The following is a 15594-nucleotide window of genomic DNA, read 5'->3' on the forward strand; positions in this document are numbered from 1 at the left end:
CTACCACGACGCGACCGCGCACAGCCGATACAACACCGGCAGCCATCAGGAAGCCGAAATCCTCGCTCCCGGAGGTATTTCCGGAGATTCCGTCTACCGCGTCTGGCCGCGCGAGACCATGTACGACGCCAACGGCGGCGTCCTGTCGACCCGGGTCGGCGAACCCGTCTACAACCCGAACTTCGCCCATCTGGAGAATCCCCGCTTCGGCGTCCACGACTCCTTCGCCTCGAACGCGCCCCACCTCGACCGGCCCGCGAACGAGTCCGCACCCGTTTCCTCGCATCCGATCCCGGACACACCGAACCCGCTACGAAGCGACACTCACACCGAAAACAACGGTGCCGCACCGGTATCACCGCTGCCGCACGCCGAAACCCCTCCGGTGCAAACGGTCCCGCACCTCCCTGACCCGGCTCCCGTGCATTCGGATGCATCCCCAGTGCAGTCGACACCGCACACTCCCGACACGGCCCCGGTCGCGCAGAAACCCCCCACGAACATCTCCCTGAATTTGCCCGCACCGCACACCCACCCCGTGGAGCACGTACCGCCCCCGCAGGATGCACGCGCACCCGAGGCCCGCACCACCGCACCGGATCCGCAACCGGTGCAATCGAATCCGCACCCCCAACAGCCCCCACCGCACGCGCAACAACCAGGCCCGCACGCCCAGCAACCCATACCGCACGCGCAACAACCGTCGCCGCATCCTCAGCAGCCCACGCCGCACGAGGCCCGGCCCGCGCCACAGGACCGTGCGCCGGTCGACAGTGCGGCCCCTCGGGCAACCCCCCACCCCGATATCCCCGTCACCCAACAGACTTCCCACCAGCCGCCCGCCCCTTCCCCGCGCGAACTGCATCAGGCTCAGCAGGTCCGCCAGGCCCGAGAGTGGTACCGCACCCAACCACCCGAACACGGCCGCACCACCCCCGTACCCACCGACCGCACCCCGAATGCCAAGCCCGCCTACGACTTCCGCCGCTACCCCGACGCTCCGGGCGGCCCCGTAGCCGTGACCTCCATCAAGGTGCACGTCACCTTCGACGGCTCCGTCACCCCCGAACACGTCGCGCAGGTCTGGGAAAAGGCCCAACTGGCAACAGATCTGGCCTTCAACCACGGCCAGCCCCTGCTCTCCGGCGACCGCATCCTCGTAGACCTCGTCCACACCCAGGATCCGGCGGCAGCCAACCTGAACATCCACGTCACCGACGCTCCGGGCCCCTGGCACCCGGCCAATCATCCCGACGCGATGGCCCAGCGGCTTCGCGAACACCTCGGCCTGTCCGGAGAGCCTGCGCGAAACGGTTTCTCCCCTGGGGAAATTCGCCAGCTCAGCAATGACATCGCCAAGGCCAACACACCCGCTCGATTCGAGGGGCTGGAGAACGGCCACCGGTTCGGCCGAGGCCGGTTGCAGAGTCTCGAGGACCCTGCCTATCAGCACTCCGTCGAGGATGCGCTGCGCGATGGCAACCAATTCCGTGTCGGCGCCGATCCTCGGTTCAACCCGTACGGACAGCTGATCAACGACGGCGGTCCGGGCCAACTGGGTCGTGGAAACAATTGCCTGGTCAGTTCTTTGGCGGCGATTTCGTCATTCCACGGCGATCCGCAGGTGGGACTGGCGCGCTGGCCGGACCAGTTGCCCGACGGCCGGTTCGACACGCAAACCGGCGAGCACGCAGGTCTGCAACGCGCCGCGGATTTCCTCGGTGGCAGCTGGGAGAACTTCAACCAGCACGGCCTGCCGGTGGACAAGCAGTTCACCGCCCTGCACGACTGGGTTCAGGACCTTGGTCCCGGCTCATCAGCGCTGGTAGTCAACGGCTGGCATGCCACCGATCCGGCCACCGGTCAGCCACTGTTCCACCCCGATGGGACACCGGTCATCTCCAGCACCCACGCGACCGTCATCGTGTTCCCGCACGATGCCGCAGGCCCGGTGTGGTGGGATCCGCAAGCCGGAACGTATTCCGCTCATCCGCCGAAATCACTGGTCGAGGGTTCAAGCCGGCTGATGTTCATGACCAACCCCTCCGAGGCAGGAGCCGCGCATGCCCCCGCTGGACACCCGGGAACAAACCCAGCAGTACCTGGAGCAACTCTTCCCCACTCGCCAGGAATGGTGGATCCATCCATTCCCCGAGGGCTGGATCTGCCAGCCGAAACTCACTCAGGATCAGATCGACTCGGGTCAGGGACTGGGTCTCACGAACCTGGTGATCGATTCCTCGACGGGCGTGGTCATCGAGTACCCGAGTTGGTCGACGAAAATGGTGGCGGAGGACTACATCCGAACCAAACACTCCGGCCTGCCACCGACGGGTCGACAGATCCATCCACCCCGAACCACGGTCACAGTTCAACTCGCACAGGAGAACTCGGACACGATCCAATACCTGGTCCGGACCGAAACTCTGACCCAACCCCCGACCCCAGCCACCGAGACCTCGCTGACAATCGACAAGAACACCCTGGCCTACCAGCCCACCGGGTCGATGATGGCCAGAGTGGTGTCCTGGACCGATTGGCGCCGGTCCCAGGACGGGACCTGGCCGACCCAGGGGACGTTCCAGGAGTAGCCCCTCGACGCTACGGCCGAGACGTCCACGGAGCATGAGACGCCGGTCAGCGAATCGGATGGACGCTGGAATGAGCTCGCTGACAGCGAACTCCTCGACGCGACACAGCGGGAAGTGGACGAGTGCGTGCCGTGGACGCCTTCGAAGAATCGCCCAGCCGTTGCCGCGGGAATCCGACTGGCGACCGGGGAGGTTTTCACGGCGCCACCCGAGGCATGGCTATCCGGTTGGGCCCTGCAAGAGCTGTAAGCCTCTGCGGGACCATTATTCGCTGGACTTCATCACCGACGACGGGAAATGACAATGACACTGTTCACGAAGGAGACCGAAGAAGTCCTGCGCGCTTCGGGATGGTCGCCGGGGCGGCAGATCGACACCGGCCCTTGGCGAGAAGCCTTGGAACGCAATGGATTCCAATGGAACGCAGTTGCGGACCGGTTTCTCATGGAGTTCGGCGGGTTGGTCGTGGACATCTCCGGCCCCGGGATCACCTCCGCCCGTGAGCCTTTCGAGTTGGACCCCATGCTGGCAGATGGCGAGGATGACAGATTCGCCGAGTGGGCGGATGTTATAGGTGAGTCGATCGCACCCGTCGGCGAACTCGACTCGGGCCGCTATTTCCTCGGAATGTCCGAGTCGGGGGATCTGTATCTGGTTGCCGATTGGCTCGCTTCGTTCGGCAAGATTCCGGATGCGCTCGAGTCTCTGATCCTCGGCAAATCGCCCGTTCCCGTCGACGCCGAGTAGACCGATTCGACCGCAGGCGTCGTGCTTGGAACAGGAGCCGACAAGCGTGGACGATCAGTTCCGCAAGTTCATCAGCGGTGCGCTTCACACCGAGACAATCTCCGATTTCCCGACAGTTCGCGAACTGGCCCTGGGGCGTAGAGACGATCGGGCCGACCAGATCCGCTCAGAATTCGCCCAGCTGCTCCGCGAGCGAAGCCTCGATACAGATGAGTGGTATCGCCTCACCTATGTCGAATTCGACGACGAGAACCACCTCTACACCTTTCTGCAGCAGCTGTACGCCTACCTCTACGAGGACGGCGCGGAACCATCTGAACTGCCCGAATGAGCACCGATGTGGATCCTGGCGGCGCCACATACTTCGGCATGCCGAACGAGGCCGGCGTCGACAACCACACGACCCGGACGGCGCTCCCTCCGAGGTCTGGTCACGGTTCGAGATTTGAGCGGCGGACGAAGCGGCGGCGGCGACCGGTCGGGCACCGCCGCTCATGAGTTCAGGCGTCGGGTTCGATGAGTTGGATGTCGAGTTCGATGGCGATCTTGTCGGAGAGCATGGCGGAGGGGAGGCCGGGGGCTACGTCGAAGTCGCTGCGCTTGATCGTGCCGGTGGCGTTGAAGCCGGCGTGGTTCTTGTTGTCGCCGGGGAAGAGTTGGACGCCGCCCCATTCGACGGAGAGGGTGACGGGCTTGGTGATGCCGGCGATGGTGGCCTCGCCGGTGACTTCGAATTCTTCGGCGAGGGTGACGGGTTCGGGGACTCGGAAGGTGAGGTGGGGGCGGAAGGCCACGTCGAGGATGTCGGCGGAGCGGACGTGGTTGTCGCGGGCCTCGTTGCCGGTGTCGAAGGAGTCGAAGTAGATGGTGGCTTCGATGGCGGCTCGGCCGGACTCGTTCACGACGAAGGCGGTTTCGAAGCGGTTGAAGCGGCCGCGAACCTTGGAGATGCCGAGGTGCTTGACGGTGAAGTTGACCGAGGAGTGGGCGGCGTCGAGGGTCCAGGCGCCGGGAGCGATGGTCTGGGTGGAAGTCGTCATACCGAGAACGGTAAGTGGACTTCAGTCCGGTTAACCACACCGTCTTGATCCTGGTACTGGCAGGGCGCGGATAACGGGGCCGGGACAGGGCACCATGGTGGGGTGTCACGATCCGAATTCGCCGAGTTCCTGGTTGCCAGGCGGGGGCGGTTGCAGCCGGAGGATGTCGGGCTGCCCGCCGGACGCCGGCGGCGCACGCCCGGACTGCGCCGGGAAGAAGTGGCGGCGCTGGCCGGGGTGAGCGTCGACTATCTGGCCCGGCTCGAACAGGGGCGGGACACCAACCCCTCCACCGCCGTACTGGCCGCACTCGCGGATGCGTTGCGGCTCAACGAGATCGAGCGCCACCACTTCGGAAAGCTCGCCCTCGGCATGGCCGAGGCCAGTAACTGCCCGTCCGCGGGACAGGCCCGCGAAGAGGTCGGCGACACCCTGCGCGCCGTCATCGACGCCCTGCATCCGACACCCGCGTTCGTGGTCGGACGGTGGATGAACATCCTCGCCTGGAACGCCGCCTGGCGGGATTTCGCCGAACCGCTCGGCCTGTTCGACGAGTTGGCGCACGGGAACTTCGCCTACTACCTGTTCGCCCGTCCGGATGCCAGGCAGTACTTCCTGAACTGGGACGATGCCGCCGATATGGCCACGTCGGCGCTCCGCGCGGCACAGACCCGGTTCTTCGACGACCGCACCCTCGACAGCCAAATCGGGGTGCTCCAGCAAATGACAAGCTTCGCACGCCTGTGGCAGCAGCACCGGCTCACCGACTACCGCACCGCCACCTTCCGCATCGCCCACCCGGTCCGGGGAGAAGTCGAGGTGGAGGTCGAGACGCTGGATCCGGCCGCCGACCAGAGCGTCATGGTGTGGCTGGTGGACCGGCGCGCAGCACGCCAGCCCGGACTGCGGCTGGTCAACGATCAGCCACGACTGGTGAACGAGTAGCAATCATTCTGCGCCCCTGAATCATGGGCCTTTCGTTTCCCCTGCTCACGAGGGGTGACAGAACTATTGTTAGACCATGGCTCGGAATTGGCCGATGGTCGAACGGGAGAACGAGCTCGAATCGATCAGGGCGGCATTGACCGGAAACGAGTGCGTCGGCGCCGTCCTCACCGGCGACGCGGGGGTCGGCAAGACCACCCTCGCCCGCCAGGCGACCGCCGCCGTCGGGGGCAGCATCCGCTGGGTGGCGGGCACCGAATCCGCGCGCAGCATCCCGCTGGGGGTGTTCGCGCACATGGTCGGGGTGTATACGGCCCACGATCCGGTGACCTTCATGGCCGCCGCCCGCGAAGCCCTGCTCGCGGACGGGCACACCATCATCGGCGTGGACGACGCCCACCTGCTCGACCAGCTGTCGGCGACCCTGCTGCTGCAGCTGGCCATCGACAAGGCCGCGCACATCGTCGCCACCGTACGCAGCGGCGTGCAGGTGCCCGACGCGGTGACCTCGCTGTGGAAAGACGGGCATCTGCTGCGAATCGACCTGTCCCCCTTCACACAACGGCAGAGTGTGGAGCTGGTCGAATCCATGCTCGGCGGGCAGCTGGAGGGCTTCACCGCCAATCTGATGTGGGAATCCTCCGGGGGGAACGCGCTTTTCCTGCGGCACCTCGTCGAAGGAGCGCTCGAAGCGGGAACGCTGCGGCAGGTCAACGGGGTGTGGCAGCTGCGCGGCCGGGCCGCGGTCACCTCGGAATTGGCTGCGCTGCTGGAGGATCGGGTGGAGCAGCTGCCCGAACCCGTACTGCGGGTGCTGGAACTGCTCACCTTCTGCGAACCCATCGACCTGGACGTGCTGTCCGAACTGGCGGGTGAGGAAGCGGTCGAGGCAGCCGAAACACGCGGCGTCATAAGGATTGTGGAGAACAGCCACCAGCTGCTGGTGCGGTACAACCATCCGCTGTTCGGTGAGGTGATCCGGCGACGGCTGGGTATCGCGTCGGCGCGGCGGCTGCGCGGGCGGTTGTACTCGTCGTTGAAGGAACGGCGCATCAACTCCGCCTCCGACCGCATCCGACTGGCCGAATTGGCTTTGGACAGTGACAAATCCGCGGATCTGGAGCTGTTCGAGGCCGCCGCCTCCGATGCCATCGGACTGGCGAATCTGCCACTGGGAGAACGGTTCGCCCGCGCGGCCGTGGAGCGGCGCGGGGGCGTGGAAGCAGCCGATCTGCTCTCCCGGGCGCTGCTGTGGCAGGGGCATCGCATCGAAGCCGAACGAACCCTGGCCGTCTTCGACCCGGACCAGATGAACGAGGTGCAGCTGGCGCGCTGGGGCAGCACACGGGTATCGAATCTCTTTTGGTCCATGGGTGATTCGGATCGCGCGGACGAGGTGCTGGAGTCGGTGCGCACCCGGGTGCAGCACCCCAAGATCGTCACCACGCTCGACGGCCTGGCCTCCGCGACCGCCGTGCACGAGAACCGGCTCGAAGACGCCTTCGCACTCGCCGAACCTGTCATGGAGACCAAGGACGCACCGCCCTGGGCGGTGTGGTGGGCGGCCTTCGGCGGCGGACTCGCGTTGGCGCTCATGGGACGTGGCGAAGCGGCCCGGCAGTACGCCGAACGCGGACACAGGGTGGAATCGCATATCGACGGGCTCAACCGGTTCATGTCGACGCACGCGGAAGTGCTGGCGCTGACCTTCACCGGGGATCTGGAGGCCGCACGGCATTGTGCCAGTGGGCCTTACGCGTACTCGTCGCCGGGACAGTATCTGGCGTGGGGGATGAACAAGATCCTGCACGGCACGGTCGATGTATCGCAGGGACGGTTCCCGCAGGGGATCGACAACCTGGAACAGGCGCTCGCCGCACTCACCGCCGAAGGCGCGGCCGCGTGGATGATTCCCGCGAGACTCCGTCTGGCGGAAGCGTATTCGGCTGTCGGACGGTCCGCCGACGCCGCCGAATCCATTGCGGCGGCGGTGGAGCGGGGCGGACGGCACAGCGCCGTCTACGAGCCGCAGCTGGAGATCGCCAAGGCGTGGCAGGCGGCGTCCGAGGGCACGGTGAGCCCCGCCATCCGGCTGGCCCTGGGCGCGGCCGACGCGGCCGCACGGTCACATCAGCACGCCATCGAGGCCATGGCCCTGCACTCCGCCGCACGGTTCGGCGATCAGAACGTGGCGGGGCGGCTGGCCGATCTGGCCGCGCGCGTCGACGGGCGGCTGGTGCAGGTGCAGGCCAGGCACGCCGTCGCGGTCGCCGCCCACGACGGACCCGGATTGGATGCCGCCGCAGCGGAATTCGAAGAGATCGGCGTCCTCCTTTCGGCCGCCGACGCTGCCGCGCAGGCCGCCTCCGCACACGAGCGCGCCGGTGACCGCCGCCGTCTGCTGGAATCCGCCGCGACCGCGAACCGGCTCGCCGCGGCCTGCGGTGGCGCGAGCACCCCGGCGCTGCGCCAGTCCGCGCAGCCACTTCCGCTCACCTCACGTGAACGGGAGATCGCCAGCCTGGTGGCGGCCGGACTGTCCAACCGGCAGATCGCCGATCGCCTCACCGTCTCGGTCCGCACGGTCGAGGGGCATCTCTACCGTGCGTGCATCAAGCTCGACGTCACCGACCGGGAGGCGCTCGCCGAATTGATGCGCGGCGGGTCAACTTCCGGCAAATCCGAGAACTGACCGGGGCGAGGTCTCGCCACCGTCCCGAACTGATAAGTCGCCCCCGGATGGACTGACCCATCCAGTGTCTGTGCACCCCATCACATCGACTTGAGATTGATAGCTTCTTTTCAGCTAACATCCCTGCTCAGAGCCGACGGCTCGGGGGGAAGAACAGTTTCAATCCTGATGAGGGTGGTGTTTCCGGCTTGACCCGTCGGCACGAAAATTCGAATACCGGCGTATCCCGACGCGCCCTCCGGCCCGCCATCGGCGCCCTGCCCCTGGCCCTCGCCATCGCCTGCGCCGCGGTCGCCCACGCGACCCCGCAGCCCGGCGTCACCGACGCCCCCAGCGCAGTCGCCCCGAGCGACAACGCCGTCTCGCCCCGCCAGCCCGGCACCACCACGACCCCCTCGGCCCCACAGGTCGAGTACGCGGTCCCGGAGAACCGTCGCCCGATCCCGGCCGATCCCGAACCGGCTCCCGCGATCGACGTCCAAACCCTGCACCTCCCCGAACCGGTCGAGCCGGTCGTCCCGATCGCTCCCCCGCCGCGCACCCTGCGCGTCGGCAACTTCATGCAGGACGTCCCGAATGAAGTCCCCGACGCGGTGCTCAACCCGGTGAACGATTTCGCGGCCAACGCCGAAGCCGTGATCGCGACGCAAGGAAAGTCCATCGGCATCAACCCGAGTCGCTCCGACATGATCGCGGGCGGCGCGGTGGCGGGCGCGCTGGCGGGCGCGGCCGTAGTGGGAATTCCGGCCGCGATCGTGGGCGGAGTCGCGGGTGCCGCCATCGGGGCGGGCGTCGGCGCTGTCGTCGGCACCGTGGTCGCCTCGACCGTCCCGGTCGCCGCCGGAGCCGCGGCCGCCCTGATCGGCGCGGGCGTCGCGGGCGCGGCCACGGGCGGGCCGGGCGCAATCCCCGGCGTCGCTGCCGCCATTCCGGCGTTCGTGGCGACCATGGCTCCGGCGTGGGCCATCGGCGCACCCGCCGGAGCTCTGATCGGCGGAATCGCCGGGCTCGCGATCGGCGCGGCAGCCGTTGGTCTCGCGGGAGCGGCTACCGGCGCCGCGATAGGCGGCCTCGCCGGTGGCATCGGCGCCGCCGTCTGGACCGACGCGAACCACTGATCCGAAATCACACGGCCGCAACGGAACCCGCATCCGGCGTTACCGAGACATGTTCTGCCGCAACGGAACGGTTGCTCTTCGGTAGCACGGCATCGCGACCGCCGTGAAGGGAGTCATCCAAGATCGGCTTCAGCTCGAATCATCTGCATGATTCCTCGGGCCGGAGGAGCCTCCGCGCCAGGCGAAATCGCTTGGCGCGGATACCTTCTCCCCACTGTAGCGATGATTCAGCAACTATCACCCGAATTAGGGCGATTAACTACGAAGCGCGTTTCAACTGCGCATACCTGAGCCAACTCATTGTCGGCGGCGGAAATGTGCACCATCTCACAACGACTTGTTAGTAATAGCTTCCTGTCAGTTAACATCCCTGCCAGTAGGACCGCCGAGGTCCGGGGGATCGACAGTCCAATCTGATGAGGGTGGTGTTTCGACGTGGGTCGTCGGCATCGAGAACTGAAAACCGGCTCGCCACGGCGTGCCATCGTCCTGGGGGCCATTCCGCTCGCGCTCGCCGTCGCCTGCTCCAACGCGACCGAGCAGCAGAGCGCCGCACCCACCACGGCTCCCGTTTCGAGCGGCAGTCCGCAGACTCCGGGCTCCCCGGCCACACCGGCCCCGGCCAACCCGCCGGCGGCGGATCACGCCGCCCCGCCCGCGCCCGGCATCGCACCCGACGCGCCTTCCGCGCCGAACGGCCCGGTTGCCGCGCAGCCCGGTACCACGGTCCAGCCCGGTGTCGCCACGACTCCTCGTGACCAGCCGGCCGCCCAGCAGCACGGCCCCACCCAGCCGGGTGTGACCACACCAGCCGCACCCAAGCCGGATTATGTTGTGCCGCCGAACTTCCGGCCGATTCCGAATGCCGAAGTGGCTCCGGCCGTCGACTTCAACAACCTGCACGCGCCGACCATCGTGACGCCGGTCGCGCCCATCGCGCCGCCGCCGCGCACGCTGCGACTCGGCAACTACACCTCCGAAGTTCCCGATGACGTGCCGGACAACGTGCTCGACACGGTGAACGTCACCGCTGCGAACGGTGAGGCCGCGCTCGCCACCGGTCTCAACTCGATCGGCGTGAATCCGAGTCGCTCGGACAAGATAGCCGCGGGCACCATCGCGGGCACCGCGGCCGGTGTGGTCGGCGGGGCGGTCGTCGCGGGCGTACCCGCCGCTGTCGTGGGCGGTGCTGTCGGCGCGGCGGTCGGCCTGCCGATCGGCACCGCCGTCGGTGTCGGACTCGGCTCGGTGGGCGCCGTCGTCGCACCGTGGCTCGCTCCCATCGATGTCATCGGTGGCGGGATCGGTGGCGCGCTCATCGGTGCGGGTGTCGGTGCGGCCGTAGGTGCTGCCGCGCTCGGCATTCCTGCCGCGGTGGTCGGTGGCGCCGTCGGTGGCGCCGCAGGCTTCGCCGGTGGCGCATTCCTCGGAGGAGCCCTGTGATCAAGGATAAAGCTCGTATGTCGACAATGATTCGCGCCGCGCTGCTGGGCGGAGCGGCTGCCCTGGCCGGAATCATCGGTGCGCCGAGCGCGTCGGCCACACCGCCGGTTCCCACACCGGAACCGGGTGGCGTGATTCGTATGGACACCGCGCCCGGTGAGTGGTGGAACTGCGGCGGCTGGAGTCTGCAGGCGCCGTTCGTCGGATCCGATCCGATGACGGGCCTCTCCACGGGCCGACCCCTCTACCTGCGCTTCGCACCCGGCGCCGACGTGTGGGTGTTCTGCACCGGCACCAGTCTTCCGTTCAACTACTGGGGCCCGATCGTCCGAGCCGGAGAATAGTCCGGCCCCTGATTCGCAGGGCGTCCACACCGAAGTTGTTGGTGTGGACGCCTTTTCGGTTCCGGTCACATGGCGCTGAGGGAGCGGGCGTAGTTGACCTGCTGCATGACCATGGGGAAGGTGTGCTGGTTCTGGACGGGGATCATCGCCGAGTGGAAGCGGCCCTCGTTGGCTACCGTCACCTGGATGTAGCCGGAGATGACTCGTTCCTTGATGAGCAGGAAGAGCAGGCCCAGGCCGCACGCGAGGGAGAAGACGATCGCGAGGATGACGGCGTAGGGGGGCATGCGCTCGCTGGCGTGGGACATGTCGGTGGCTGTCCAGATGGCGCCCTTCAGGGGGAAGGTGCCCGAGGGGGTGATGATCGAGGTGTCGGTGACGGCGATGTCGCCGATGGCCGCGAGGAAGCCGGGCGGGGCCGCGGCGTAGCCGGGCTGGTCGAAACCTGGCTGGGGGAAGGCTTGTTGGGGAAAGCCCTGCTGGTAGGCGGGTTGGGGGTAGGCGCCGGAATCCTGGGCGGGGTAGCCGTAGGGGCCGCTGCCGGGCCAGGTGCCCTGGGGACCGTACTGGGGTGAGCCGTCCGTGGGTTTGTTGAAGTACGGGTCGGTCACGCTCGGTCCTCCCTGTAAAACGCGGTGCGCACCGCGCCCCTCCCGATGACCCCACGAATTTTATGTCACCCCGGGCCGATCCGAGCACACGACGATCGGAGATCGGGGCACACGCCGATCAGAAGAGGGTCGGTTCACCGAAGCCCGGGGTGCGTTCGATCTCGAGTAGTCGCTGTTTGGTGTTGATACCGCCGGGGGCGGAGAAGCCGTGCAGGGCGTGGTCCGCGGCGAGCACGCGGTGGCAGGGGACGATCAGGGGAATCGGGTTGCGGCCCAGGGATTGTCCGACGGCCTGGGCCGCGCCGGGGGCGCCGATGCGGTCGGCCACCTGGCCGTAGCTGAGGGTGTGGCCGGGCGGGATGGCGCGGGCGATGGTGTAGACGGCGCGGTCGAAATCGTTGATCGCGGTGGTGTCCAAGGGAATCCAGCGCAGGTCGTCGAGATCGCCTGCCAGGTGGGCCTGGATCTTCTCGATGGCTCGGGTGATCGCGGGGGTGGGCAGGGTCTCGCGGATCTCGAGCATGCGATGTTTGCGCAGGATGTAGCTGCGCGTGGCGGACTCGGAGGGCTCGGGGAGGGCGAAACGCAGCACCCCGGAGGCGCTCCAGGCGATGGCGCAGGCGCCGATCGCGGTGCCGAAGAGCGCCGCCGAGGCGTGCGGGCGGGGCGGGGCTGACATAAGGCCAGTGTGCACTCTGGGTCCGACAAGTCTCGTCGATTCAGGCCAGTTTCTCAGAACTGGACTGTTTCCTCGCGGCACGGGATATTGGCCAGGTCGGGGAAGCGGGCCGGTTTGCTCCGAACGGGGGTCGGAGCGGGCGCCGGGAGGCCGGGCTCCTGGCGCGCCTGGACGGCGGCCAGGTCCGAATATTGGCGGGACGCTTCATAATCCGCGACCGACCAGTCCGACATGGGGGCGTGCGGGCGGTAGCGCTCCAGCAGCATGCCCCAGCGTTCCCCGGGGGCGGGGGCGAAGACGTAGACGATCCCGGCGAAGCCGGCGACGATCACGAGGGAGGCTAGCAGAGCGATCATGGACCAATAGTGGCCCGGTCCAGTACTTGAAGAAAATATCCAGTGCCCCGATACTGGACTGTATGGCGATACGAGTGATCGGCGCGGCCAGCCTGACCCGCGACCTGGGCCGATGGCGGCACGACGAACCCGGCACCCCGGCGGACAGCGCCAAGCGGCCCTCACGGCCCGCCTATGTGGCTCTCGCGGAGAGCATCCGGCTGCTGATCCACGACGGGCGCGCACCCCTCGGCGTGGCCCTGCCGAGCGAACGCGATCTGGCCACCAGCCTCGCCGTCAGCCGCACCACCGTGACCTCCGCGTACGCGCTGCTGCGCGAACACGGGTATCTGATCAGCAGGCAGGGGTCGCGCAGCACGGTGGCGCTGCCGCCCACCGTCGTGCACGACGGCACCAAACCGGCCCGCAGCCTGCTCGCCATGATGGCGCAGCCCGAAGTGCCGACCATCGACATGACCTTCGCAGCCATGTCCGCGCCCGCCGAGATGACCGACGCGTATTCCTTTGCGCTCCAGGGACTTCCGACATACCTGGGCACACACGGCATGGACCCCGTCGGCATGCTCATGCTGCGCGAGGCCCTGGCCCGCCGCTACACCGAGCGCGGCCTGCCCACCGATCCCGAGCAGATCCTGGTGACACTCGGTGCGCAGCACGGACTTCGGCTACTACTGAACGTGCTCACCACCCCGGCCGAACGGGTGCTCATCGAACACCCCACCTACCCCAACGCCATCGAGGCCATCCGCGACGTGGGCGCCCGCCCGGTCCCCGTCCCCATGCTCCCCGACGGCTGGGACATGGCCGGAATCCGCAGCGCCGCACGGCAAACCGCGGCGAGCGTCGCCTACATGGTGCCCGACTACAACAACCCCACCGGCCTGCTCATGACCGCCGACGAACGCGCCGAACTGGCCGCCATCGCCCGCGACACCCGCATGACGGTCATCGTCGACGAATCCATGGTGGACCTGCACCTCACCGACGGCGAAATCATGCCCCCCGCAGCTTCTTTCGCGCGCAACGCCGAAATCGTCACCATCGGCTCCGCCTCCAAATCCTTCTGGGGCGGCCTGCGGGTCGGCTGGATCCGCGCCAACCAGTCCCTCATCACCAAACTGCTCGGCACCCGCTCCACCGTAGACCTCGGCACCCCCGTCATGGACCAGCTGGCCACCGTCTACCTGCTCCAGCACGCCGACGAAATCCTCACCACCAGAAGGCAACAACTCCGCTCCCGCCGCACCGCCCTCCTGGAAGCCATCGCCGAAGAACTCCCCGACTGGCGCGTCTCCCCCGGCGCAGGCGGCATGTCCCTCTGGGCCCAACTCCCCGCCCCGGTCTCGACAGCCCTCGCCGCCACCGCCCCCAACCACGGCGTACTACTCGCCGCCGGACCACGTTTCGGCGTCCAAGGCGCCTTCGAACGCTTCATCCGCCTCCCCTTCACCCACGAGGAGTCGGACATCCGCGTCGCGGTGAAATCCATCGCGGCCGCGTACGCGGCACTCACTCCGCACGCCGCCGACCCATTGGCACCACTCGCACCGTTGTACTGACGGCCCGCCGCGTTCCACTCGGGGAAACGAGTCCCCCCGCCCCTCATCGCAGCAGTATCTTCCTGCCGCACAAACGAATTCGCCCCCGCTACGCCTATGTAGCGGGGGCGAACCGGTGCAGGTCTCGCGAACTACTTCGCCAGGATCTCGTGGCGGACGATGGTCTGGTCGCGGCCCGGGCCGACGCCGATGCAGGACACCCGCGCACCCGAAAGCTCTTCCAGCCGCTTGACGTACGCCTGTGCGTTGGCGGGGAGGTCTTCGAAGGTGCGGGCACCCGAGATGTCTTCCCACCAGCCCGGCATCTCTTCGTAGATGGGCTTGGCGTGGTGGAAATCGGTTTGGGTGGTGGGCATTTCCTCGACGCGCTCACCGTCGATCTCGTAGGCGACGCAGATCGGGATGGTGTCCAGGCTGGAGAGGACGTCCAGCTTGGTGAGGAAGTAGTCGGTGATGCCGTTGACGCGGGTGGCGTAGCGGCCGATCACGGCGTCGAACCAGCCGGTGCGGCGGGCGCGGCCGGTAGTGACGCCGACCTCGCCGCCGGTCTTGGCCAGGTACTCGCCCGAGCTGTCGAACAGCTCGGTCGGGAAGGGGCCGGAGCCGACGCGGGTGGTGTACGCCTTGAGGATGCCGAGCACGGTGGTGATCTTGTTGGGGCCGACGCCCGCGCCGACCGCCGCGCCACCCGAAGTCGGGTTGGAGGAGGTCACGTAGGGATAGGTGCCGTGGTCGACGTCGAGCAGGGTGCCCTGCGAACCCTCGAGCAGCACGATCTCGTCGCGCTCCAGCGCCTGGTTGAGCAGCAGGCGGGAGTCGGCGATGCGATGCTTGAAGCCTTCGGCCTTCTCGAGCACCTCGTCCACCACCTGCTGCGGGTCCAGCGCGCGGCGGTTGTAGATCTTCACCAGCACCTGGTTCTTGAATTCCAGTGCGGCCTCGACCTTCTGGGTGAGGATCTTCTCGTCCAGCACATCGGCGACGCGGACGCCGACACGCGCCACCTTGTCCTGGTAGCACGGGCCGATGCCGCGGCCCGTGGTGCCGATCTTCTTGTTGCCGAGGAAGCGTTCGGTGACCTTATCGATGGCCACGTGGTACGGCATGATCAGGTGCGCGTCGGCGGACAGCAGCAGGCGGGAGGTGTCCACGCCGCGCTCTTCCAGTCCGCCCAGCTCGGCGAGCAGCACACCCGGATCCACCACGACACCGTTGCCGATGACGTTGGTCACATCGGGCGTGAGGATGCCCGACGGGATCAGGTGCAGCGCGAACTTGTCGCCATTGGGCAGCACCACGGTGTGACCCGCGTTGTTGCCGCCCTGGTAGCGGACAACCCATTGGACTCGGTCACCGAGCAGGTCGGTTGCTTTGCCCTTGCCCTCGTCGCCCCACTGGGCGCCGATCAGCACGATTGCCGGCATCTTGGAGTCTCCTACGGGTTCGACGCGCAGCACCGGTGATGCTGC

14 protein-coding genes and 1 pseudogene are annotated in these 15594 nt (G+C 67.5%); 10 read left to right on the top strand and 5 right to left on the bottom strand.

What is annotated here, in order from left to right:
* Positions 1-1258 precede the first annotated feature (1258 nt).
* The 4 genes and pseudogenes from JK358_RS40750 to JK358_RS00520 all read left to right on the top strand — a co-directional run.
* Positions 1259-1966, top strand: a pseudogene (locus JK358_RS40750) (toxin glutamine deamidase domain-containing protein); the annotation flags it as partial.
* Positions 1967-2063: 97 nt separating this feature from the next.
* Positions 2064-2591, top strand: coding sequence for an SUKH-4 family immunity protein (locus JK358_RS40755; protein ID WP_504739699.1), 528 nt, complete (start codon positions 2064-2066; stop codon positions 2589-2591).
* Positions 2592-2894: 303 nt separating this feature from the next.
* Positions 2895-3338, top strand: a complete 444-nt coding sequence (locus tag JK358_RS00515; protein WP_201942018.1) for an SUKH-3 domain-containing protein — start codon at positions 2895-2897, stop codon at positions 3336-3338.
* 25 nt (positions 3339-3363) lie between these two features.
* Entirely contained in the window at positions 3364-3669 is a 306-nt protein-coding gene (locus tag JK358_RS00520) for a hypothetical protein (protein WP_201942021.1), read from the top strand.
* 169 nt (positions 3670-3838) lie between these two features.
* On the opposite strand, the gene JK358_RS00525 is transcribed toward JK358_RS00520, so the two are convergent.
* Complete coding sequence (locus JK358_RS00525; RefSeq protein WP_201942024.1) at positions 3839-4378, bottom strand: YceI family protein; 540 nt, start codon at positions 4376-4378, stop codon at positions 3839-3841.
* Positions 4379-4480: 102 nt separating this feature from the next.
* On the opposite strand from JK358_RS00525, the gene JK358_RS00530 reads away from it, so the two are divergent.
* The 5 genes from JK358_RS00530 to JK358_RS00550 all read left to right on the top strand — a co-directional run bounded on the left by JK358_RS00530 (position 4481) and on the right by JK358_RS00550 (position 10920).
* A complete protein-coding gene (locus tag JK358_RS00530) occupies positions 4481-5323 on the top strand; it encodes an MmyB family transcriptional regulator (protein WP_201942027.1) in 843 nt (280 codons plus the stop codon).
* 76 nt (positions 5324-5399) lie between these two features.
* Positions 5400-8015, top strand: coding sequence for a helix-turn-helix transcriptional regulator (locus JK358_RS00535; protein WP_201942031.1), 2616 nt, complete (start codon positions 5400-5402; stop codon positions 8013-8015).
* Between the two features lie 188 nt (positions 8016-8203).
* Complete coding sequence (locus tag JK358_RS00540; protein WP_201942034.1) at positions 8204-9133, top strand: hypothetical protein; 930 nt, start codon at positions 8204-8206, stop codon at positions 9131-9133.
* 435 nt (positions 9134-9568) lie between these two features.
* Positions 9569-10576: a hypothetical protein gene (locus tag JK358_RS00545; protein ID WP_201942037.1), complete on the top strand. Its 1008-nt coding sequence runs from the start codon at positions 9569-9571 to the stop codon at positions 10574-10576.
* Between the two features lie 17 nt (positions 10577-10593).
* Entirely contained in the window at positions 10594-10920 is a 327-nt protein-coding gene (locus JK358_RS00550) for a hypothetical protein (protein ID WP_201942040.1), read from the top strand.
* Between the two features lie 65 nt (positions 10921-10985).
* Here JK358_RS00550 and JK358_RS38865 read toward each other — a convergent pair whose 3' ends face one another.
* The 3 genes from JK358_RS38865 to JK358_RS00565 form a co-directional block, all read right to left on the bottom strand.
* The gene (locus JK358_RS38865) at positions 10986-11531 is read right to left on the bottom strand and encodes a DUF2076 domain-containing protein (protein ID WP_232850559.1); all 546 of its coding nucleotides are present in this window, start codon (positions 11529-11531) and stop codon (positions 10986-10988) included.
* A 118-nt stretch (positions 11532-11649) separates the two neighbouring features.
* A complete protein-coding gene (locus JK358_RS00560; RefSeq protein ID WP_201942043.1) occupies positions 11650-12210 on the bottom strand; it encodes a methylated-DNA--[protein]-cysteine S-methyltransferase in 561 nt (186 codons plus the stop codon).
* 53 nt (positions 12211-12263) lie between these two features.
* Positions 12264-12566 carry a hypothetical protein gene (locus tag JK358_RS00565; RefSeq protein WP_201942046.1) on the bottom strand — a complete coding sequence of 101 codons (303 nt, stop codon included), beginning with the start codon at positions 12564-12566 and terminating at the stop codon, positions 12264-12266.
* A gap of 62 nt (positions 12567-12628) precedes the next feature.
* Here JK358_RS00565 and yczR point away from each other — a divergent pair, with 62 nt between their 5' ends.
* A complete protein-coding gene (gene yczR, locus JK358_RS00570; RefSeq protein ID WP_201942048.1) occupies positions 12629-14125 on the top strand; it encodes a MocR-like transcription factor YczR in 1497 nt (498 codons plus the stop codon).
* Between the two features lie 131 nt (positions 14126-14256).
* On the opposite strand, the gene JK358_RS00575 is transcribed toward yczR, so the two are convergent.
* Positions 14257-15549: an adenylosuccinate synthase gene (locus tag JK358_RS00575; protein ID WP_201942051.1), complete on the bottom strand. Its 1293-nt coding sequence runs from the start codon at positions 15547-15549 to the stop codon at positions 14257-14259.
* Positions 15550-15594: the final 45 nt, after the last annotated feature.

It is taken from the genome of Nocardia acididurans (assembly GCF_016741815.1).
GTDB classification, from domain to species: domain Bacteria; phylum Actinomycetota; class Actinomycetes; order Mycobacteriales; family Mycobacteriaceae; genus Nocardia; species Nocardia acididurans.